Raw genomic sequence first — 21146 nt, forward strand, 5'->3', positions numbered from 1 at the left:
GGAGGTGATGGCATGTCGGATCTGGGCCAGCAATTGAAGGAGGCCAGACTTCAAAAAGGTTTGTCGCTGGACGATGTTCAGGAAATGACAAAAATCAGGAAGAGATATCTCGAAGCCATCGAGGCTGGAGATTATAAGGTTCTTCCAGGAAGCTTTTATGTGCGTGCTTTTATTAAGACTTATGCGGAAACAGTTGGTGTGGATGCCGATGGGCTGCTAGAAGAACACCGCAAGGATGTGCCGGTAACTGAGCCGGAACCAACTATGGAACCGGTGATTCAGAAGAGAAGAAGCAGTCATGCGGCAAATGAGCGGAATTCGAAATGGCTGTCAACGACACTGATGTGGTCTTTTGCGGCGATTATCGTGATTGTAATTTACATTGTAATATCAAGTAATTACAGCTCGAAGGATAACAAAACCCCGGACCCAACACCGGTGACGACGAATACGAAGACCCCTAACAACACTACACCACCTAAGACAGAGACGACTACACCACCGGCTCAGGGTGGTAATCAGAATACGGGACAAGGCCAGACCGGAACCAATAACCAAGGTCAGACCGGGGCTAACCAAGGCCAGAATAATTCAGGTACTGGAACAGGCGACGGGACAAATGGAGGCCAGACGGGTACTGGAACGGACACCACAGGTACGGGAGCCGTAACAGTAACGCCTGACGGCAAGAAGGGCAGCACGACTGTGTTCAAGGTTGCAAATACCGGGAATACACCGGTTAAAGTGGAAATCAAAGCTTCCGGTAAAAGCTGGATGGATATCCGCAAAGGAACTTCCCGCGGGGAGAAGCTTTATTATAAGAGTATTGAGGATGGAGAAGTGCAGACCTTTGATCTGGGACCGGAAGGGCTCTACATCAAGTCGGGTAACTCGAATAATACGGTCATCACTGTCGGTGGCCAAGTAGTCACAGACGGGAAGAACACGACCAGAATTCAATTAAAACTCGATAATGGTACAGGGGATCAAGGTTCGGGCGATGGAAGTACCCAAACATCCAACTCCACAACCGATGGCTCCACAACAGATGATTCCACAAACAGCACGAATAACGGCACTGGAGGAACTGGGACAGGTTCCGGTACAGAGAGCGGGACAAATACTCAATAATTTAGCCGCGCATAACGGTGCTGGCGGACGGATACCCTAAACCTAAGGTTGGCCGTACACAGCATCTTATATCGGTACAAGAGGGTGTCCCCTTCAAATGACTATTAGCTGGATTATCACAGGTCTTGGTATCATCCTCACTTTGCTTGGGTATTACTTAACACCTGATGCGTGGGGGTACGGGCTGTCAGGCTTCGGCCTTGCCCTTGTACTATGCGGAGCGTTTGATCTACTTCGCGGGATATCTAGGCAGCAGAAATATTAATCAGACAGGCGTCCTTCACGGCTTAAGCCGGGGGACGCCTGTTTGTTTTTATAAGGTAGCCGATGAATCGCAAAAAATACGACCTTAGGGGAAACGGTTGGACTTCAAATCCAGTTTTTGTTTTAGATGAACGAGCAAAGCCTCGGGGGAAGACCACGAGTGAAACGCAAGAAAAACAACCTTAAGAGTATCGGTTGGACTTCAAATCCAGTTTTTCTTATAATATTAAAACATAAGAGTAAGAAGGAGTTGTGATTAAATGAGTAATGAGAGTTCTTTTGATATCGTATCCAAGGTGGATATGGCAGAACTGACCAATGCGCTGCAGCAGACAGAGCGGGAAATCGAGACCCGGTTTGACTTCAAGAACAGCAAGAGCTCCGTAACCGTGGAGAAGGATGTCCTTGTAGTAGTATCCGACGATGAATATAAGCTGGCGTCGGTTATCGATATTTTGCAGACCAAAATGATCAAACGTGGCCTGCCAATCAAAAACCTGGAATATGGCAAGGTGGAGCCGGCTTCACTAGGTACTGTTCGTCAACGGATTACCCTGAAATCCGGAATAGACCAGGATAATGCGAAGAAAATCAATGTGCTGATCCGTGACTCCAAACTGAAAGTGAAGAGCCAGATCCAGGGAGATCAAATTCGTGTAACGGGCAAAAGCCGTGATGACCTTCAAAGTGTTATCCAAATGCTTCGGAAGGCAGACCTGCCATTGGACCTTCAATTTACAAATCTGAAATAAAGTATGAGGTCTCTTGATATGCTGCTTTTGCATATTTATGAGGCCCTGCTTCATTTTGACAGGGTATAGACCGTATATTATACTTGTAGGGATTAAATCGGGAACGGCATCAGATCATTGGGGGTACAAAATGACAGATAGATACGGTTGTACTGTGCAAAGAATTGTTGAAGGGAACTTTGTTCATTTTTTTACATATTCAATCGATGATATGCCAGGGGAGGGTGTCCAATGAATTTGCCCAACCGGATTACGTTGGCCCGTATATTTATGATACCGATCATGCTGGTCTTCCTGCTTGTGGACTTCGATTGGTGGTCCTACCCGTTAACATGGGGCTCTTACACGCTTCCACTAAATCATCTCATTGGAGCGTTGTTGTTTATTATCGCTGCAAGTACCGATGGAATCGACGGTTATCTTGCCCGCAAGAACAATATGGTGACCAATTTGGGGAAGCTTTTGGACCCTCTGGCAGACAAGCTGCTTGTGGCGGCAGTATTGGTTTCATTGGTGGCAATAGGCAAATGTGATGCCTGGATTGCGGTAGTTATAATCAGCAGGGAATTTGCGGTTACCGGGCTTCGGGAAGTGGCGCTTCTTGAAGGTTCTGTTATTGCCGCCAGCAAGTGGGGTAAATTAAAAACGATAACCCAAATCATTGCGATTTCAGCGCTGATGCTTAATAACTTTCCGTTTGCGTGGGTATCTTTCCCGTTTGATGAGATTGCGATTTGGATTGCAGCCTTGATTACGATCTATTCGGGAATCGATTATTTTATTAAGAACAAGAAAATCCTATCTTTCTCCAAAGTCTAAACCAATTCAGAAGCGGATATTTGTGTGCCCTTCTTATGAAGGAGTTGTGACGTTCAAATGAAAGCAGAAATTATTGCTGTAGGAACAGAACTGCTGCTCGGCCAAATTGTAAATACCAATGCCCGGTATTTGTCGGCGGAGCTTGCCGCATTAGGAATCGATGTGTACTTTCAGACGGTTGTCGGTGATAATCAGGGTCGTCTCCAGCAGGCAATCCGAATTGCCGAGGAACGTGCGGATCTGATTATTTTCTCCGGCGGGATCGGACCGACCCAGGACGACCTGACCAAGGATGCCTTGGCGGCAAGTCTTGGACGCGGGCTGCATATTGACCGTCAGGCTATGGATCATGTTGACCGTTTCTTTAAGGACAGAGACCGTCCAATGACAGAGAATAACCGCCGTCAGGCGCTCGCTATCGATGGGGGAACCCCGCTTCCCAATGAGACAGGCCTTGCTGTCGGAAATGCGGTCTCACAGGCCGGGAAACATTACATTGTCCTGCCGGGCCCTCCCAAAGAGCTGATCCCTATGTTCGAACAGCAGGCCAAGCCGTGGATTCTGAGCCATGTGCTTACGGACGAGACCCCGATTTATTCTAAAATGCTGAAGTTCGCCGGTATCGGGGAATCGGCCCTTGAGACACAGCTGCTGGATTTGATTGAAGCCCAAGGCGATCTGACGATTGCTCCTTACGCCAAGGAGAGCGAAGTGACCATACGCCTCTCTACCAAGGCTTCGCTTGAAAGTGAAGCGCTGGACAAATTGGATGACATGGAAAAGATCATAGAGCAGCGCTTGCCCGAATTCCTGTACGCCAACCGGGACGTGCCTATCGAGCAGGTCATCGTTGAAATGATGACGGAGATGAATCTGACCGTTAGCGCAGCCGAGAGCTGCACAGGGGGGCTTCTTATGGAAGCGATCACCTCGATTCCCGGGAGCGCAGCCGTATTCTTTGGCGGAATTGTCTGTTATTCCAATGAAATGAAGAAGAAGCTGCTGAATGTGCCGGCTGAGCTGCTCGAAGGTGAGAACGCGCCGGGGGCAGTGAGCAAAGAAACCGCAGAAGTGCTTGCCGAGCAGGTACGGATCATTACCGATACGGATTTCGGTCTTTCGGTTACCGGGGTTGCCGGTCCTGCTTATTCGGAACGCAAGCCTGTGGGACTGGTGTATATCGGCATCTCGGAACGGAATGGAGCGACGAGATCCATTGAACTAAACCTTAAAGGAAATCGAGATACGATCCGTTTAAGATCAGCCAAATCCGTGCTGTATCACCTGTGGCGCCGTTTGAAAGAATTGAACGCCCAGGCTGATTAAGCCCAAGAAACAGGGCCTGCCCTTTTCTTGCAGACGAAGTCATTCTAAGTTATAATCTAAATACGGAAGAACCGTGGCGAACGAATAGCGATTGCTGCGGTTCTTTTTTGTTGTTTGTTTGAGAAGTGCGGCATCAGGGAGAGAGGTGTCCATTTCAAAAAAAACGAATGTATGTTCTAAAAAATGCTTGGCAAACGCTTCTAAACACGATACAATTATATATGTAAAGCTTTCCTGTATTTATCATTTTGAAGGATGTGAGCTAATGTCAGATCGTCGTGCAGCGTTAGATATGGCGCTTCGTCAAATAGAAAAGCAATTCGGTAAAGGATCTATCATGAAACTTGGGGAATCTACTCATATGCAGGTGGAAATTGTTCCCAGTGGTTCATTGGCTTTGGATATAGCACTTGGCACTGGAGGACTTCCTCGGGGCCGGATTATTGAAGTATACGGACCGGAATCTTCCGGTAAGACAACGGTTGCCCTTCATGCGATCGCAGAGGTGCAGAAGACCGGTGGACAAGCTGCATTCATTGATGCGGAGCATGCCCTTGATCCATCTTATGCCGGCAAGCTGGGCGTTAATATCGATGAATTGCTTCTGTCCCAGCCTGATACAGGCGAGCAGGCGCTGGAAATTGCCGAGGCTCTGGTACGCAGTGGCGCGGTTGATATTATTGTTATTGACTCCGTTGCCGCGTTGGTTCCTAAGGCGGAGATCGAAGGCGAGATGGGGGATTCCCACGTAGGGCTTCAAGCAAGATTGATGTCCCAGGCGCTGCGGAAGCTCTCGGGTGCAATCAGCAAATCCAAGACGATTGCGATCTTTATCAACCAGCTTCGTGAGAAGGTGGGCGTAATGTTCGGAAATCCGGAGACCACTCCTGGTGGACGCGCTCTGAAATTCTATTCCACGGTTCGTCTTGATGTGCGCCGTATTGAAACGATCAAGATGGGCAATGACATGGTAGGTAACCGTACAAGAATCAAGGTCGTTAAGAACAAGGTGGCCCCTCCATTCAAGCAAGCGGAGATTGATATCATGTATGGTGAAGGGATTTCCAAGGAAGGAAGTCTTATCGATATCGGTGTCGAACAAGATATTGTTGATAAGAGTGGTGCTTGGTATTCCTTCTCAGGTGAACGTCTTGGACAAGGCCGCGAGAATGCCAAGCAGTTCTTGAAAGAACATCCGGAAGTAGCGGATGTCATTGAGAATAAAATTCGTGAGGCCAGCAATTTGACGAATGTGGTGCCTGTGGCTTCAGCAAGTGAACTTGAGGAAGATAGCAAGGAAGAACTTGCACTGTTTGCAGACGAATAAATCATATAAATAACGGCGCTCTGATCGAAGGTATCTACCGGAGACAGGGCGTCTTCTATTTAATTTCGGGGAGACAGACTTATGGATGAGCGATTCAAGACAAGAGAGTGCGGCCAACAATCTCCGGTCAGCCGGAAATCAGAGCCTTCGCTTACCGAGCGGGGGATTTACGATATTTCAGAATACCTTCCTGATAGTCCGGAGGATACTGTTGAGGAGGAGAAGAGGGACGGTCTTGCTGATTTTCCTGAAGACGAGGCTCTGAGCATTACCTCTGTTGAAAGTTTGAAGAAGCAGAAGTACCGTTATCTTATCCGGTTTGGCCCGCATGATCTTGAGGTTCATGAAGATGTCATGATTAAGTATAGAATGATTAAAGGGAACTCCTTTACCAAATATGATCTGCTGGAAATTATAGCCGCCGATGAGAAGCAGCAGGCTTATGTGGAGGCCCTGAACTACCTAAGCCGCAAGCCCCGGACAAGCAAGGAGATTTCGGTTAGGCTTAAGGAGAAAGGCCGGGAAGAAGGCATTATACAAGAAACGGTTGCACGGCTAGAGAAAGAGGGGCTGATTAATGATGCCCTATACGCACAGGAATGGGCTGCTCAGCGTGTTCGGAACCGGGGCAAGGGTAAGATGTGGGTCAGGCAGGAACTTCGTCAGAAAGGGGTTTCCAAGCCTCTCATAGAGGAAGCTCTCGGGGGTGTTCCTGAAGAGGAGGAATACGATAGCGCCTTGGCGATGGGTGCCAAGAAGTGGCGGCAGACCAGTGGGGAAGTCATGGATCGGAAGCGGAAGACGGGTGCTTATCTAATGAGAAGGGGCTTCTCGGGAGCACTTGTTTCCAGGGTACTGCGCTCATTGATACAGGATCAGGCGGATTCGGAGGAAGAAGAGGCCGATTTGGACAGGCTCGATTGACTCTACAGATAGTCAAAAGCCTGTCATATGCTTGACAATTTCTTTCACCAAATAATAAAATGAACATGAATCTGTAAGCATAGAGTCCCTTTTTCCTTCCAAAGAATGTGACTTCTATATGAGGATTCTAGTTACCAATTAGGATGGTATACTGCCTGACAGGTTCTGTGGGTTTTCCACAGAATTCAACATGAGCAGCTTTCTGAAATTGGCATGTGTACATCGTTTTATTTGTATGATGATGAATGGAACATTATTGACAACTGCACACATCCCAGGGAATGCCTTGGACTAATCAACGAGGAGGTGAACAGAAATGGAACCTTGGATTTCGATTATTCTCGTTGTAGCCGCACTATTCTTTGGGTTCGTGATCGGATATTTTATTCGCAAATCTCTTGCAGAAGCTAAAATTTCCAGTGCTGAACATGCTGCCAGTCAGATCTTGGATAACGCAAGAAAAGATGCAGAAGCGCTGAAGAAAGAAACGGTTCTTGAAGCTAAGGATGAAATCCACAAGCTCAGAGCCGAAGCTGATAAAGACATTCGTGAACGTCGGAATGAAACCCAACGTCAGGAACGACGACTGTTGCAAAAGGAAGAGTCGCTGGATAAAAAATTAGAATCACTGGAACGCAAAGAAGAGCAAGTGGCTAACAAAGAGAAACGAATTGAGGAGACTCAACAGCAAATCGATTTGATCTACAAAAACCAGGTCTCCGAGCTTGAACGTATTTCCAATCTCACAATGGAAGATGCACGCAGCATTATTCTGACTAACGTGGAACAGGAAGTGCGCCATGAATCAGCTCAACTGATCAAAGATATCGAACAGCAGGCAAAAGAGGAAGCGGATAAGAAGTCCCGGGAGATCATTACACTCGCGATTCAGCGTTGTGCTGCAGACCATGTAGCTGAAACTACAGTATCTGTTGTCACCCTGCCTAACGAAGAAATGAAGGGACGTATCATTGGACGTGAGGGACGGAATATCCGGGCTCTAGAGACACTTACGGGGATCGACCTTATTATCGATGATACTCCGGAAGCGGTTATTCTGTCGGGCTTTGATCCGATCCGCCGTGAGATTGCACGGACTGCACTTGAGAAATTGGTTGCGGACGGACGGATTCACCCTGCGAGAATCGAAGAAATGGTTGAGAAATCACGCAGGGAAGTGGATGAGCGGATTCGTGAATACGGCGAGCAGGCCACATTTGAGGTAGGAGTACATGCTCTGCATCCGGATCTGATCAAAATTCTTGGAAGACTGAAGTTCCGGACAAGCTATGGACAGAACGTGCTGAAGCACTCTATGGAGGTAGCTTATCTGACTGGACTTATGGCAGCAGAGCTCGGCGAGGATATCGTTCTCGCAAAACGTGCCGGACTTTTGCATGATATTGGTAAAGCGCTTGATCATGAAGTGGAAGGCTCTCATGTTGAAATTGGCGTAGAGCTGGCGAAGAAGTACAAGGAACATCCGGTGGTGATTAACAGTATTGCTTCGCACCATGGTGATGTGGAAGCTACTTCAGTTATTGCTATGCTGGTAGGTGCGGCTGACGCCCTCTCTGCAGCAAGACCTGGAGCCCGCCGTGAAACCCTTGAAACGTATATCCGTCGTCTTGAGAAATTGGAGGAAATCTCCGAATCGTTCGAAGGCGTTGAGAAATCGTATGCAATTCAAGCCGGACGAGAAGTCCGTGTAATGGTTCAACCAGAGAAAATTGATGATGCTGAAAGCTTCCGCTTGGCCAGAGATATTACGAAGATGATCGAAAGTGAACTGGATTATCCGGGACATATTAAAGTAACGGTCATTCGTGAGACCCGGGCGGTTGAATACGCAAAGTAAAGGATATGCTGAGAAGTGGCCCTGTATGGGGCCGCTTTTTCATTGAGGGGGACTTGAGGGGGAAATTCAGGTCTCCCTACATAGAAGGGAATGAAGTACATGAAAGTGCTGTTTATAGGGGATATCGTAGGGAATACAGGCCGCAAGGCACTTAAGGAGACACTGCCTTCGCTGAAGACGAAATATAATCCCCACATCATTATCGCCAACGGGGAGAATGCGGCAGCTGGACGCGGAATTACGGAAGCCATTGCCAAGGATTTTTTTGATATGGGGATTCATGGCCTGACCATGGGGAACCACACTTGGGACAATAAAGAAATCTTTGATTTTATCGATGATGAGCCAAGAATGGTCCGGCCGGCGAATTTCCCTCCGGGTACTCCAGGGCTAGGAAGCACGGTCATTAAGGCAGGGGGCAAAGAACTTGCCATTGTGAACCTCCAGGGCAGAACTTTTCTTCCAGCGATAGATTGTCCGTTCCGTGCGGCCGATGAAATCGTCGACCGGTTGAGACAGAAGCATAAGAACATTCTTGTGGATTTCCATGCAGAGGCAACCTCCGAGAAGATTGCGATGGGTTGGCATCTCGAAGGAAGAGCGTCCATGGTCGTTGGGACGCACACTCATGTGCAGAGCAATGATGATGTGGTTCTCCCCTTGGGAACAGCCTATATCACTGATGTGGGCATGGTAGGTTCGCGTGAAGGCATTTTGGGCATGGAGAAGGAGGCTGTACTGCGCAAGTTCAAGACCCAGCTTCCAGTCAGATTCCAGGTGGATTCGGGAAAATGGCACTTCCATGCGGTCCTTGTTGACATTGACGATGCCAGCGGGCGGGCCGTCAGCATCAAGAAAATCCGTCTCCGTGAAGATGAATGGGTGATGGATTAGAGAAGCCGCCTTGCGGGTAAGTACTTTACTGGAAATAACAGGATGGATAAAGAAGGAATTTTTTCACTTTACCCGAATAGGATTAATTAGTGGAAGCAAACCATCATTCCCAGGAGGTACTTACCATGGAGGTATTAAAAGTTTCAGCAAAATCCAATCCCAACTCCGTTGCCGGCGCGCTAGCAGGAGTGCTCAGAGAACGTGGCGCTGCTGAACTTCAGGCTATCGGAGCGGGTGCCTTGAATCAAGCCATCAAAGCCGTTGCAATTGCCCGGGGATTCGTAGCTCCTAGCGGAGTGGATTTGATTTGTATTCCCGCCTTTACGGATATTGTCATTGATGGAGAAGATCGGACGGCGATTAAGCTGATCGTAGAGCCGAGATAATCCGTACAAAAATTCGGCCTGTTTACATTCGTAGACGGGCTTTTTTGCGTTTTGGCACACTCTGGCCTTAGAGTATAGGGGAAAGCGCCTAAATTTTGAATGAAAGGCTTGTGATTCTATTGTCTTACGAAGTTATCGATTTTCATTGTGATGCACTTTACAAAATGCAGTTCGACTCCGGGATTTCCTTCAGCCAAGACTCCCGGCTTGATGTGGATTTGGACAAACTGATTAAAGGCGGTGTACAGATCCAGACCTTTGCAATTTATATTTCAGAGAGGCTGGGACCCGCGAGATTCCATCACGTGCTTGATCAGCTTGATATTTTCAACAAAAAGGTTGCCGGGGCTGGGGTAAGACCGCTATGCTGGCGGGAGGATTTGGACCAGCTTCGTCAAGTTAATCAGCCCTTGGGGCTGTTGTCCATAGAAGGCGCAGACGGCTTGGAAGGAAATATGCAGTATCTGCGCATTGCATTTGAGCAGGGTGTCAGGTTCCTCGGGTTAACCTGGAACTTTGCGAACTGGGCCGCTGACGGCGTGATGGAGCGGCGGGGGGCCGGCTTTACGAACAAAGGCCTGGAATTGATTGCTGAGTGTCACAGACTTGGGATAACGCTGGATATTTCGCATCTGTCCGTCCAAGGCTTCTGGGAGCTGGTGGATATGGCAAACAAGGCACAGAAGCCGTTTATTGCATCCCACTCGAATGCCTATCAAATTTATGCCCACCCGAGAAATCTGAGGGATGATCAGATTCAAGCGATTATTGAGATGGATGGGAGAATAGGCATAACTTTCGTCCCGTATTTTGTCAAAGCGGGCGGCCCAGTCCATATTCATGATCTGATTCGTCATATCGAGCACATCTGTTCCTTAGGTGGAAGCGGGCAGCTTATGTTTGGTTCGGATTTCGATGGGATAGACTCTTATATAACGGGACTTGAGAATCCCGGATGTTACCCGGGTTTGATCGGGGAATTGTTAAGGTATTACCCTGAAACATTGGTTAAAAGTTGGCTTTTTGGGAATGCCGAATCCTTCCTGCGGACCCATCTTCCCAAAAGAAAGAAAACGCTTTAATCAATCTTTTGTAGAGATCGTTTCGATCGAAAACAACTATATGAAAATGTCGAGAAAACGCTTGCTTTTTAAACGCGGTAGACATAAAATTGACATGGTTATGAAACAGAATTTTCATAACTGGCATAGGTCTTTAGATATACCAATGCCTCTAATTCTTTGAATCAAGCAAATTTATATCTCCTAGTGATACGATTGAAGGGGTGGGCGATCTTGATTAGTCAATTATCATGGAAGATCGGTGGACAGCAAGGTGAAGGCGTTGAAAGTACCGACCGGATTTTCTCTACAGCTCTGAACAGACTGGGATACTATCTGTACGGTTACCGTCATTTCTCCTCACGGATTAAAGGCGGACACACAAACAATAAAATTCGCATCAGCACAAGCCCGATTCGTGCAATTTCAGACGATTTGGATATACTGGTCGCATTTGACCAAGAGAGCATTGACTTTAATGCCCATGAGCTTCGCGATGGCGGAGTTGTCGTGGCTGACGCTAAATTCAATCCGACTGTTCCGGAAGGAACAACGGCTAAACTGTTTGCAGTTCCAATTACGGCGATTGCCGAAGAGCTTGGAACATCTTTGATGAAGAATATGGTGGCTTCGGGCGCATCCTGGGCACTGCTTGGACTGCCTCTCGAAGTATTTAATAAAGCGGTTGAAGAAGAGTTCGGACGCAAAGGTCCGGCTATTGTTGAGAAGAATATCGAGGCTGTGCGCCGCGGAGCAGAATACGTTCTGGAACTTGCAGGCGGACCGCTGGAAGAGTTCAAGCTCGAGCCTGCTGACGGCAAGCAGAAGCTGTTCATGATTGGTAACGATGCGATCGCACTGGGAGCACTTGCTGCCGGATGCCGCATTATGAGTGCATATCCGATTACTCCAGCTTCCGAGATTATGGAATATCTGATCAAGAAACTGCCGAAATTTGGCGGTACAGTTGTTCAGACTGAAGACGAAATCGCAGCCATTACTATGGCGATCGGCTCGAACTATGCGGGCGTAAGAACGATGACAGCTTCAGCAGGCCCTGGTCTTTCCCTTATGATGGAAGCTATCGGCTTGGCTGGTATGACAGAGACACCAGTCGTTATCGTCGACACCCAGCGCGGGGGACCAAGTACAGGTCTTCCAACGAAGCAGGAGCAAAGTGACATTCATGCTCTGATCTACGGAACACACGGTGAAATTCCTAAGATCGTGCTGTCCCCAAGTTCTATTGAAGAGTGCTTCTACGACACCGTTCAAGCTTTCAACCTCGCTGAGAAATACCAGGTGCCTGTTATTATCGCGACAGATCTTCAGTTGTCCTTGGGTAAACAGTCCTGCGAAATGTTGGACTACAGCAAAATCGTAATCGATCGCGGAGATATCGTGACTGAAATTCCAGCCCGTGAAGACGGCTCCCTCTTCAAGCGTTACGAATTAACGGAAAGTGGCGTTTCTTCCCGCTCCCTGCCAGGAACGAAGAATGGAATTCACCACGTAACCGGCGTAGAGCACGATGAGACAGGACGTCCTTCGGAAAGTCCGGTTAACCGCATTAAGATGATGGATAAGCGTCTTGGCAAACTGGATAATATCGAAGTGGAGAACCCGGTTCATGTTCAGGCGCCTTACGAGGATCCGGATCTTCTGATTATCGGAATGGGTTCCACCGGTGGAACAATCGATCAGGCGCGCACGCATCTGGAAGCCGAAGGCGTAAAGACTAATCATATGACTGTTCGCCTGCTGCATCCGTTCCCGGTAAAAGAAGTTCTACCTCAGATTAAAAAGGCTAAGAAGGTTGTTGTTCTTGAGAATAATGCGACCGGACAACTTGCCAGCCTGATTAAACTTAATGTTGGACACGAGAAAATCAACAGTGTATTGAAATATGACGGTAATCCGTTCCTGCCTTCAGAGGTTTATGCTGAGAGCAAGAAAGTGCTGAGCGATGGACCATCTGCTCAGAAATTAAGTGAGGAGTTGGTGTAAGATGGCAACTTTTAAAGAATTCCGCAACAACGTCAAACCGAACTGGTGCCCAGGATGCGGCGACTTCTCCGTACAAGCGGCGATTCAACGCGCAGCTGCGAACGTCGGTTTGGAGCCTGAGCAGCTTGCCGTAATTTCGGGTATTGGCTGTTCCGGACGGATTTCAGGTTACATCAATGCCTACGGTCTTCATGGTATCCATGGCCGTGCGTTGCCAATTGCCCAAGGTGTTAAGCTCGCTAACCGCGATCTGACTGTCATTGCGTCCGGTGGGGATGGTGACGGCTTTGCGATCGGTATGGGTCATACCGTACACGCGATTCGCCGTAATATCAACATGACTTACATCGTCATGGATAACCAGATCTACGGCTTGACTAAAGGCCAGACATCCCCGCGTAGTGGTGAAGGGTTTAAGACTAAGAGTACTCCAGAAGGTTCAATCGAGACGACGCTGTCACCGCTTGAAATTGCGTTGTCCGCAGGAGCGACATTTGTTGCCCAGTCCTTCTCCAGCGACCTGAAGCAGCTCACTTCCCTTATCGAGCAGGGAATTCAGCACGAAGGCTTCTCCTTGATCAACGTATTCAGTCCGTGTGTGACGTTCAATAAAGTGAATACTTATGATTGGTTCAAAGAGAACATTATCAATCTGGAGACCGTGCCGGATTACGATCCGAGCAACCGGGTGATGGCCATGACCAAACTGATGGAGACCAACAGCATGATTACGGGCCTGATCTACCAGAACAAAGAGAAGAAGAGCTACGAGAACCTGGTTCCAGGCTTCCGCGAAGAGCCGCTGGTTAGTCAGAACCTGCAGCTGAGCGAGAGCGATTTCGACAAGCTTGTGGCAGAATTCAAATAATATTATGGCAAAAGGCGGCAGAATTCTCTGCTGCCTTTTCCTTTTGTTTAAGAAAGTTGTATAATGGGTATCGATTTGAAAGACTATAGAGATAAAAAGAGGAGTTGGCACTCTACCATGAGTAAAACTGTATCAGTAGGTGTATCTGCACGTCATATTCATTTAACCCAGGAGCACATTGAAGCTCTATTCGGACAAGGCTACCAGTTGACGGAATTTAAGCCTCTATCCCAGCCGGGACAGTTCGCTGCGAACGAAACTGTAGCAGTGATCGGTCCTAAGGGCCAGTTCGATAAGGTTCGTATACTTGGGCCGGCTCGTCCCGCGTCCCAGCTTGAAATCTCCCGTACAGATTCATTCGCGATCGGTGTGAAGGCGCCTGTCCGTGAATCCGGTAAAATTGAAGGTACTCCAGGCATCACCGTTAAAGGACCAGCGGGTGAAGTGGAATTGGAGCAGGGAGTGATTGTAGCTGCCCGTCATATTCATTTCCATACTTCAGATGCGGAAAAATGGGGAATCAAGGATCAGCAGCTGCTTAAAGTTCGCTTAAGCGGTGAGCGTGGACTGATTCTGGAGAATGTGATCGCCCGTGTATCGGATTCCTATGCGCTGGACATGCATATTGACACGGACGAAGCCAATGCGGCAGGAGCCAAGACTGGCGATACGGCTGAAATTATCGAATAGGGTATGGAGAAGACGGGACATTCATGTCCCGTCTTTTTTTATGTGCTGATGTGGTGAGGTAAGCGTCATTACGAGTCGTGTTTGGGCTTCCGATCGCTGTTATCCTCCGATTTCCTGATTGGACTAGGGCAGCGGATGAAATCGGAGGATAAAGGCGAACGCTGTCGCTTCTTCAGTCCCAAAAACGTCTCTCCATGCCTTTCCTCACCGTCAGCACAAAGAACAGACGGAGAATTCCCGTCTGTCTTTGTATGGGGAAGAGGTGGTGAGCTAAGCGTCATTACGAGAAGGTTTGGGCTTCCGATCGCTGTTATCCTCCGATTTCCTGATTGAACTAGGCAGTAGTAGAAATCGGAGGATAAAGGCGAACGCTGTCGCTTCTTCAGTCCCAAACCGCCTCTTCATGACTTTCCTCACCGGCTTCGGTGGACACAAAGAACAGACAGAGGGAGAAATTCCGTCTGTCTTTGTGTGGGGAAGAGGTGTGAGGTAAGCATCATAACAAGCCGTGTTTGGGCACTCTTAACTCTCCTGCCGCTCAATCGCAACCGCGTGGGCGATACAAGGAATCGTTTCTTTTTGCTGCGAGGAAAGAGGGGAAAGCAGGGCTCCGGTCGCTACAACCAGAATGCGACGAAGCTCACCCCTGCGCATTCTTCTTAACAGATGCCCGTAGGTTACCACCGCAGAGCAGGCGCATCCGCTACCCCCGGCCTGGACATTTTGCTTCTCATAATCATAGATCAGCATGCCGCAGTCCTGGTATGTCGTTTGTTCGATCGGGAAATTATGCTTTTTAAACAGCTCATTGGCAATAGCGTATCCAACCTTGGACAGATCCCCGGTGACAATTAGGTCATAGTAACCAGGTTCAAGCTGCATATCGCGGAAATGGGCTTGTATGGTATCAACTGCGGCCGGAGCCATAGCTGCCCCCATGTTGAACGGATCGCTGATGCCCATGTCCACTACCCGTCCAATTGTAGCCGAGGTGATCGCAGGCCCGTCTCCCGATCCAGCTACAACCGCGGCACCCGCTCCGGTAACCGTATACTGCGCGGTAGGAGGTTTCTGTGAGCCGTACTCCGTCGGATAGCGGAACTGCTTCTCAGCACTCGCGTTATGGCTGCAGGTTCCGGCGAGCACATAGTTGGCTCCTCCACTGTTCGCTACTAACGCTGCGAGCGCTAGTGATTCCATCGAGGTGGAACAGGCACCGAACAAACCGAAATAGGGGATGGAGAGCGTACGGGCAGCGAAGCTGCTGCTGATGATCTGATTCATTAAATCCCCGCCGAAATGGAACTGGATATCCTCTTTGGTCAGACCCGCATGTTCGATCGCAAGCTTGCAGGATTCCTCGATAAGGGTCTTCTCGGCTTTTTCCCAGCTGTCCTGACCCAGATACAAGTCCCCATGAACAATGTCGAAATCTTTGGCCAGTGGCCCTTGTCCCTCAAATGGACCTACAATGGTCGAGGTGGATATGATGCGGGGTTTGTTCTCGAAAACCCAGCTTTGATGGCCTTTTAGCATAATTAGGAACCTCCAGTCGATCCAGGTATGAACAGTAAGTGGATTAAGGCAATAACAAAGGCAGCAACAGTACCGAAGACAATAACGGAGCCGGCGAGCTTAAACATGCCTGTTCCGATTCCAAGCACAATACCTTCTCTGCGGTGTTCGATGGCCGAGGAGGCCATCGAGTTGGCAAATCCGGTTACCGGCACAGCAGTTCCGGCTCCGGCCCACTGGGCGATTTTGTCATAGAAGCCAAGGCTGGTGATGATAACCGAGATCAGGATAAGCACAGCGACTGTCGGATCACCAGCTTTCTTTTCATCAAAGCCTCCATAGTGGATAAATGCCTGACGGATGCATTCTCCGATAAGGCAAATGAGTCCCCCAACAAGAAATGCCCGAATACAGTTGGTGAATACAGGACGTTTGGGTTCGTGTTTGTCCGACAGTTTTTTGTAATCTTGCTGGACAGGGGTCAGTTTTTTGTTTTGGCTTTTTTGTTTGTGCTTTTTATTCGACATGATTTCTCTGACTCCTAACTTTTAAGCAGCGGTTTGGTGTTCTGGATAACCTTTTCAAGCTTTGCCGCACATTGCTCGAACATCTTCTTGCTTGCCTCATCCTGGGTCGAGAGAGCGAACAGCTCCAGATCCGCTTCACATTTCTTCAGATTGGCAAGCAGGACAGGCTTCTCCTGGGGCTGTGGAACTTTAATCTGATCATCGTATAAATCGACATACAATTGTCCATATGCATCTACCTGGCCGAGGAACACGTTATCCAAGGATACGCCAAGCTTATCAAGCTCTGTCTTCAGCCAGCCCATGCTTTTCCCGATTGTGGCCAGCGGCTCTTCCATAGCTACACCATCAAGAATTACGGCCTGGGGTTCAATCTCCGGTGCAACCTTGATCCCCAGCATGGAAGGGGTAAGCGGCTGGTTTTCTTTCTTGAGCAAAGCGTTAATTTCCCCATTTGGCTCCATCACCGCAAATTCAACCTCGGCTGCTTTAAAAATGCTTTTCTTCCGAAGCTGTTCCATCAGTTCTTCATTCGTTAGCTTTTCTTTCTTCAGATTGTCTTCAAGTATTTTACCGTCCTTGATCAGAACCGTGCCGCTGCTGTCTATAATTCCCCGTACTCTCTTGCTCTTCAGCTGGAGATATTCTATACCTAAAGACACCGCAACCCAGACCGATAACGAAATTACACCAAGAGACCAATGGCCATCCAGCTCCAAGGAAATAGTGGCGGCCAGGTCCCCGATAGTGATCCCGGTAATATATTCAAAAAAGGAGAGCTGCGATATTTGTCTCTTACCGAGCAGTCTGGTCAGGATAAAGAGGAAGATGACGGCGGCGAGCGTTCTAACTATAACTTGTAACCAATCTGGCATTACAGTAACTCCCTTCCTACTTATGGCGGTGTTGGACTCTTCCTTTGCATTATTTGTTTTTGGGCGGCTTTCTAACAAAGTATTAAGTGGGTATCCATCAACTTTTTTCCATGGGATGAAAAGATGGCCGAGGGGGTAAATTATCACCTAGAAGAAGTTAAGGAGGTGATTCTAGGTGACCGTAGCATCCCAGGTAAAAACGACTGTTGCATCGCTAAAAAGCGCTCAAGCCAACCTTGAGCAGTTCGCGCTGAACACACAAAATCAGGAAGCCAAAAACTTGTTCACAGAAGCAGCTGCGCAGACGCAGCAGATTGTGAATCAGGTGGAAAGCCGCGTACAACAACTTGAAAATGAAGAGCCTCAATATAAAGGATTTTAATCCGAGAATATGAGTTACTGTTCCAAAGAGCCGCCCGGTCACCGGGCGGTTCTTTGACTTGCGCTTAGGGGCTGTAACCTAGATTAGCGTTATCAGATATGGTATAATTTGATGCAATGCTTTTTTGCAGTATAATCCCCTCAAACAGGAAAAAGATAGATGATTTAAAGGAGTGAACCGGAGCATGACAGAGAATAAGAAGGATTACTCCAAATATTTCGATTTCTCGGATGCCAAAGTGATTTCCGAAGACGAAACCGGGAAGAAGATTCGGATTCGCGGTCGTGAAATTCATATTATGTCTGAACCTAACCACCGCCAGGAGAAGCAGCGCGGCAAGGAAGAGGTTAAAGTGCTATATGAGAATACGGTTCCTGAAGGATTCAGGGAGCTGGGCAAAGGTAAGCATTATCTGATTTATACTTACGGCTGCCAAATGAATGAGCATGATACAGAGACGATTAAAGGGCTCTTGGAAGAAATGGGCTATATGCCAACTGAAGAGCGCAAAGAAGCGGACATTATTCTGCTCAATACTTGTGCAATCCGTGAGAACGCTGAGGATAAGGTATTCGGTGAGCTGGGTCATTTGAAGACGCTGAAGCTCGAAAATCCCGAATTACTGCTGGGTGTATGCGGCTGTATGTCCCAGGAGGAGAATGTCGTTAACCGCATCCTGCAGAAGCACGGGTTCGTGGACATGATCTTCGGCACCCATAATATCCATCGTCTTCCCCACTTGATCCAGGAGGCCATGTTCAGTAAGGAAATGGTGGTTGAGGTGTGGTCCAAGGAAGGCGACATTATTGAGAATTTGCCGAAAAAACGCGAGGGTATGCGCGCCTGGGTAAACATTATGTACGGCTGCGACAAGTTCTGCACGTACTGCATAGTTCCGTTCACCAGAGGCAAAGAGCGCAGCCGAAGACCAGAGGACGTTATCGCCGAAGTCAGGGATTTGGCTAGACAAGGGTTCAAGGAGATTACTCTGCTTGGACAGAATGTGAATGCTTACGGTAAGGATTTTACAGATATCCAGTATTCTTTCGCCAATCTGATGGATGATTTGAGACTTATCGATATTCCCCGTATCCGCTTTATGACCTCGCATCCGCGTGACTTCGACGATGATTTGATTGCTGTGCTTGCCAAAGGCGGCAATCTTGTGGAGCATATCCATCTGCCGGTCCAATCCGGCAGCACGGAGATTCTGAAGAAAATGAGCCGGAAATATTCAAGGGAACATTATCTTGAGCTTGCCCGTAAGATCAAAATGGCCATTCCCGATGTGGTGCTCACTACAGACATCATTGTTGGTTTCCCGGGGGAGACGGACGAACAGTTTGAGGATACCCTATCCTTGGTCCGCGAAGTGGGATATGACTCGGCGTATACTTTCATTTATTCTCCCCGGGAAGGTACACCGGCGGCTGTGATGGAAGACAATGTTCCGATGGATGTGAAGAAGGCACGCTTGCAGCGCTTAAATGAGGTCATCAATGAGAACAGCCGCAGAAGCAACGACAAGGTTGCTGGTACGGTTGTGGAAGTGCTGGTCGAAGGCCAGAGCAAGAATAACGCAAATGTCCTTGCGGGGAGAACCCGCAGCAACAAGCTGGTTCACTTTGAAGGATCTGCCGATCTGATCGGAACCTTTGTGCATGTCGAGATTACGGATTCCATGACCTGGTATATCAAAGGGCATATCGTTCCCGAACAGGTTGAAGCTGTTTAATGAGCTTTACGAGAATTGGATATATTTAAGTTGGGGGGAGTTGTATGATGGAACAGGCTAATAATGTTAAATACAACGATTGCGGAATGCCGACATACGATACACGGGATCTGGTGATCCGGGAAGATATTATGGCCAAAGCCAAAGAGCTGGCTGAGCTGATCGGCACAAGTGAAGAAGTTCAGCATTTCAAGAAGGCTGAAGAGAAGATACGTCAGCACGAGCGGGTACAAGGCCTGATCCAGAGCATCAAGAAAAAGCAGAAGGAAATTGTGGCTTTCGAAAGCTTTGAGAACAAAGCGATGGTGGCTAAGATCGAGAAGGAAATTGAGGAGCTTCAGGATGAAATTGACAGCATTCCGCTGGTAACTGAATTCCAACAAAGCCAGAGCGACATCAACTACTTGCTGCAATTGGTGGTATCTGTGATCCGTGATACTGTGTCGGAGAAAGTTAATGTCGAGGCGGGAAGTGAAGCTGCGCCAAGCAGCTGTGATTAAGGAAGGAATGTGCGGGAGGATGCTTCCGCACTTTTTTGGCTATTAGGGATGATCTGACAGCTGGAGGGATGACAACTTGGAATGGGAAGAGATCATACAGCGGAGTGAGGATTCGTTCTGGGGACTGCTGGGAGGAAGAGTGCTCAGTGTCAGTCCAAGCAAGGTTGAAGCGGCACTTACAGCGCAGCCCAAGCATTTGAATTCAGTAGGTATTGTCCATGGGGGAGTCTTGTCGTCGTTGATGGATCAGGTTATGGGCTTTGCCGTAATAGCGGCAAAAGGTGGATTGCAGGGAGTAACCACTCACTTGAATGTGAATTTTTTAGCTCCTTTGGGTGTGGGTGAGCTAATAATTACGGCCTATCCGGTACATGAGACGCACAGAACAATGACCTTGCACGCCGAGATCAGGAATGCGAAAGGGGAGCTTGGCTGTATGGCTACCGGCACCTTCCGGCTGCCCCGAAGTACACCGAAGAAGCAGCCGGAAGCTTAACAAATAAGATGACGTGGTGATTGTAATGACAAGTGAACAGGAACAGAATACGCCAGCCTATGATGCGAAGAAATATAGAACGCCTGACGGAATTCCGGCCGATATCGTCATGTTCACCCTGACGCGGCAGGAGAGGAGGGCAGCGACCAAATCGCTTCCGAAGTTCGATCTTAAGGTTATGCTGATCCGGCGGAAGAGTTGGCCTTTTGCGGGGGCTTGGGCACTTCCGGGAGGCTTTTCCCAGGAGGATGAGTCTTTGTATGAAACCGCGAGTAGAGAACTCGAAGAGGAGACGGGAGTTGAAGCCAGACATCTGGAGTACTTAGGCGTATACAGCAAGCCGGGACGTGATCCCAGAGGATGGATCATCTCTCATGCATTTTTTGCTCTGGTTGAGGAATGGGTGCTGGAGAAGCGGAAGGCGGCCGATGACGCTCAGCAGGTGGGTCTATTCACTATGAAGGAAGCGCTGGAGGAGCTTGAGCTCGCGTTTGACCATCGTGAAATTTTGCAGGATGCTTATAAAAGGATTCAGCAGCAGATGCTGCAGACGACTATTGCCAAGCAGTTTCTTCCAGAGCATTTTACTCTAAGCGAGCTGTACCAGGTTATACAGACGGTTGTGCCGGATTTTGCCGAGCTGAATTTCATCCGCAAAATCACCTCAACCCGCAGCAGACAAGGGATTCTGGAGGAAGCCAGGGACGAGAAGGGTGAACCTCTGCTGTCCAATCAGTATTCCCAGCGTCCTGCACAGCTGTACCGGTTTACCGGGTTCACCCCGCAGCTGTCCATTTATACTTAAAATA

General features: G+C 48.4%; 22 protein-coding genes. 19 read left to right on the forward strand and 3 right to left on the reverse strand.

The window, feature by feature from the left end:
- Nucleotides 1-12: 12 nt before the first annotated feature.
- The 14 genes from KJS63_RS08925 (at nt 13) to pduL (ending at nt 14307) form a co-directional block, all read left to right on the forward strand.
- Nucleotides 13-1131, forward strand: coding sequence for a helix-turn-helix domain-containing protein (locus KJS63_RS08925; RefSeq protein WP_213618785.1), 1119 nt, complete (start codon nt 13-15; stop codon nt 1129-1131).
- A gap of 97 nt (nt 1132-1228) precedes the next feature.
- Nucleotides 1229-1396 carry a hypothetical protein gene (locus KJS63_RS08930; protein ID WP_213618786.1) on the forward strand — a complete coding sequence of 56 codons (168 nt, stop codon included), beginning with the start codon at nt 1229-1231 and terminating at the stop codon, nt 1394-1396.
- Nucleotides 1397-1655: 259 nt separating this feature from the next.
- Nucleotides 1656-2147: a YajQ family cyclic di-GMP-binding protein gene (locus KJS63_RS08935; protein WP_068619218.1), complete on the forward strand. Its 492-nt coding sequence runs from the start codon at nt 1656-1658 to the stop codon at nt 2145-2147.
- Between the two features lie 231 nt (nt 2148-2378).
- A complete protein-coding gene (pgsA, locus tag KJS63_RS08940) occupies nt 2379-2966 on the forward strand; it encodes a CDP-diacylglycerol--glycerol-3-phosphate 3-phosphatidyltransferase (protein ID WP_068619217.1) in 588 nt (195 codons plus the stop codon).
- A gap of 57 nt (nt 2967-3023) precedes the next feature.
- Entirely contained in the window at nt 3024-4292 is a 1269-nt protein-coding gene (locus tag KJS63_RS08945; protein WP_213618787.1) for a competence/damage-inducible protein A, read from the forward strand.
- A 265-nt stretch (nt 4293-4557) separates the two neighbouring features.
- Nucleotides 4558-5619 (forward strand): recombinase RecA, encoded by a 1062-nt coding sequence (gene recA, locus KJS63_RS08950; RefSeq protein ID WP_213618788.1) that lies wholly within the window; start codon nt 4558-4560, stop codon nt 5617-5619.
- Nucleotides 5620-5700: 81 nt separating this feature from the next.
- Entirely contained in the window at nt 5701-6543 is an 843-nt protein-coding gene (locus KJS63_RS08955; RefSeq protein WP_213618789.1) for a regulatory protein RecX, read from the forward strand.
- A 316-nt stretch (nt 6544-6859) separates the two neighbouring features.
- On the forward strand, nt 6860-8401 hold the full coding sequence (gene rny / locus KJS63_RS08960; RefSeq protein ID WP_068619203.1) for a ribonuclease Y: 1542 nt from the start codon (nt 6860-6862) through the stop codon (nt 8399-8401).
- Between the two features lie 99 nt (nt 8402-8500).
- Nucleotides 8501-9295, forward strand: coding sequence for a TIGR00282 family metallophosphoesterase (locus tag KJS63_RS08965; RefSeq protein ID WP_187386143.1), 795 nt, complete (start codon nt 8501-8503; stop codon nt 9293-9295).
- 125 nt (nt 9296-9420) lie between these two features.
- The gene (locus KJS63_RS08970; RefSeq protein WP_006286829.1) at nt 9421-9681 is read left to right on the forward strand and encodes a stage V sporulation protein S; all 261 of its coding nucleotides are present in this window, start codon (nt 9421-9423) and stop codon (nt 9679-9681) included.
- A gap of 95 nt (nt 9682-9776) precedes the next feature.
- Nucleotides 9777-10763, forward strand: coding sequence for a dipeptidase (locus tag KJS63_RS08975; protein WP_244862540.1), 987 nt, complete (start codon nt 9777-9779; stop codon nt 10761-10763).
- Between the two features lie 213 nt (nt 10764-10976).
- Complete coding sequence (locus KJS63_RS08980) at nt 10977-12749, forward strand: 2-oxoacid:acceptor oxidoreductase subunit alpha (RefSeq protein WP_068619197.1); 1773 nt, start codon at nt 10977-10979, stop codon at nt 12747-12749.
- A 1-nt stretch (nt 12750) separates the two neighbouring features.
- Nucleotides 12751-13617 carry a 2-oxoacid:ferredoxin oxidoreductase subunit beta gene (locus tag KJS63_RS08985; RefSeq protein WP_068619195.1) on the forward strand — a complete coding sequence of 289 codons (867 nt, stop codon included), beginning with the start codon at nt 12751-12753 and terminating at the stop codon, nt 13615-13617.
- 117 nt (nt 13618-13734) lie between these two features.
- The gene (pduL, locus tag KJS63_RS08990) at nt 13735-14307 is read left to right on the forward strand and encodes a phosphate propanoyltransferase (protein WP_068619193.1); all 573 of its coding nucleotides are present in this window, start codon (nt 13735-13737) and stop codon (nt 14305-14307) included.
- 522 nt (nt 14308-14829) lie between these two features.
- On the opposite strand, the gene spoVAD is transcribed toward pduL, so the two are convergent.
- Genes spoVAD through KJS63_RS09005 form a run of 3 tightly spaced genes read right to left on the reverse strand, consistent with a single transcriptional unit; the run spans nt 14830 to nt 17224 of the window.
- Nucleotides 14830-15843 (reverse strand): stage V sporulation protein AD, encoded by a 1014-nt coding sequence (gene spoVAD / locus KJS63_RS08995; protein WP_068619191.1) that lies wholly within the window; start codon nt 15841-15843, stop codon nt 14830-14832.
- A 2-nt stretch (nt 15844-15845) separates the two neighbouring features.
- Nucleotides 15846-16349: a stage V sporulation protein AC gene (spoVAC, locus tag KJS63_RS09000; RefSeq protein ID WP_213618790.1), complete on the reverse strand. Its 504-nt coding sequence runs from the start codon at nt 16347-16349 to the stop codon at nt 15846-15848.
- Nucleotides 16350-16363: 14 nt separating this feature from the next.
- Complete coding sequence (locus KJS63_RS09005; protein ID WP_213618791.1) at nt 16364-17224, reverse strand: DUF421 domain-containing protein; 861 nt, start codon at nt 17222-17224, stop codon at nt 16364-16366.
- A gap of 175 nt (nt 17225-17399) precedes the next feature.
- Between KJS63_RS09005 and KJS63_RS09010 the strand changes: the two genes are divergently transcribed.
- From KJS63_RS09010 to KJS63_RS09030, 5 genes are all read left to right on the forward strand, one after another.
- A complete protein-coding gene (locus KJS63_RS09010) occupies nt 17400-17606 on the forward strand; it encodes a DUF1657 domain-containing protein (protein WP_068619181.1) in 207 nt (68 codons plus the stop codon).
- 184 nt (nt 17607-17790) lie between these two features.
- Entirely contained in the window at nt 17791-19341 is a 1551-nt protein-coding gene (gene miaB, locus KJS63_RS09015) for a tRNA (N6-isopentenyl adenosine(37)-C2)-methylthiotransferase MiaB (RefSeq protein ID WP_068619179.1), read from the forward strand.
- Nucleotides 19342-19385: 44 nt separating this feature from the next.
- A complete protein-coding gene (locus KJS63_RS09020; protein WP_187386142.1) occupies nt 19386-19841 on the forward strand; it encodes a YlbF/YmcA family competence regulator in 456 nt (151 codons plus the stop codon).
- A gap of 76 nt (nt 19842-19917) precedes the next feature.
- Nucleotides 19918-20337: a PaaI family thioesterase gene (locus KJS63_RS09025; RefSeq protein ID WP_068619177.1), complete on the forward strand. Its 420-nt coding sequence runs from the start codon at nt 19918-19920 to the stop codon at nt 20335-20337.
- 25 nt (nt 20338-20362) lie between these two features.
- Entirely contained in the window at nt 20363-21142 is a 780-nt protein-coding gene (locus KJS63_RS09030) for an NUDIX domain-containing protein (RefSeq protein ID WP_213618792.1), read from the forward strand.
- Nucleotides 21143-21146 lie beyond the last annotated feature (4 nt).

This window comes from Paenibacillus sp. J22TS3, assembly GCF_018403205.1.
In the GTDB taxonomy this organism is placed as follows: domain Bacteria; phylum Bacillota; class Bacilli; order Paenibacillales; family Paenibacillaceae; genus Fontibacillus; species Fontibacillus tuaregi.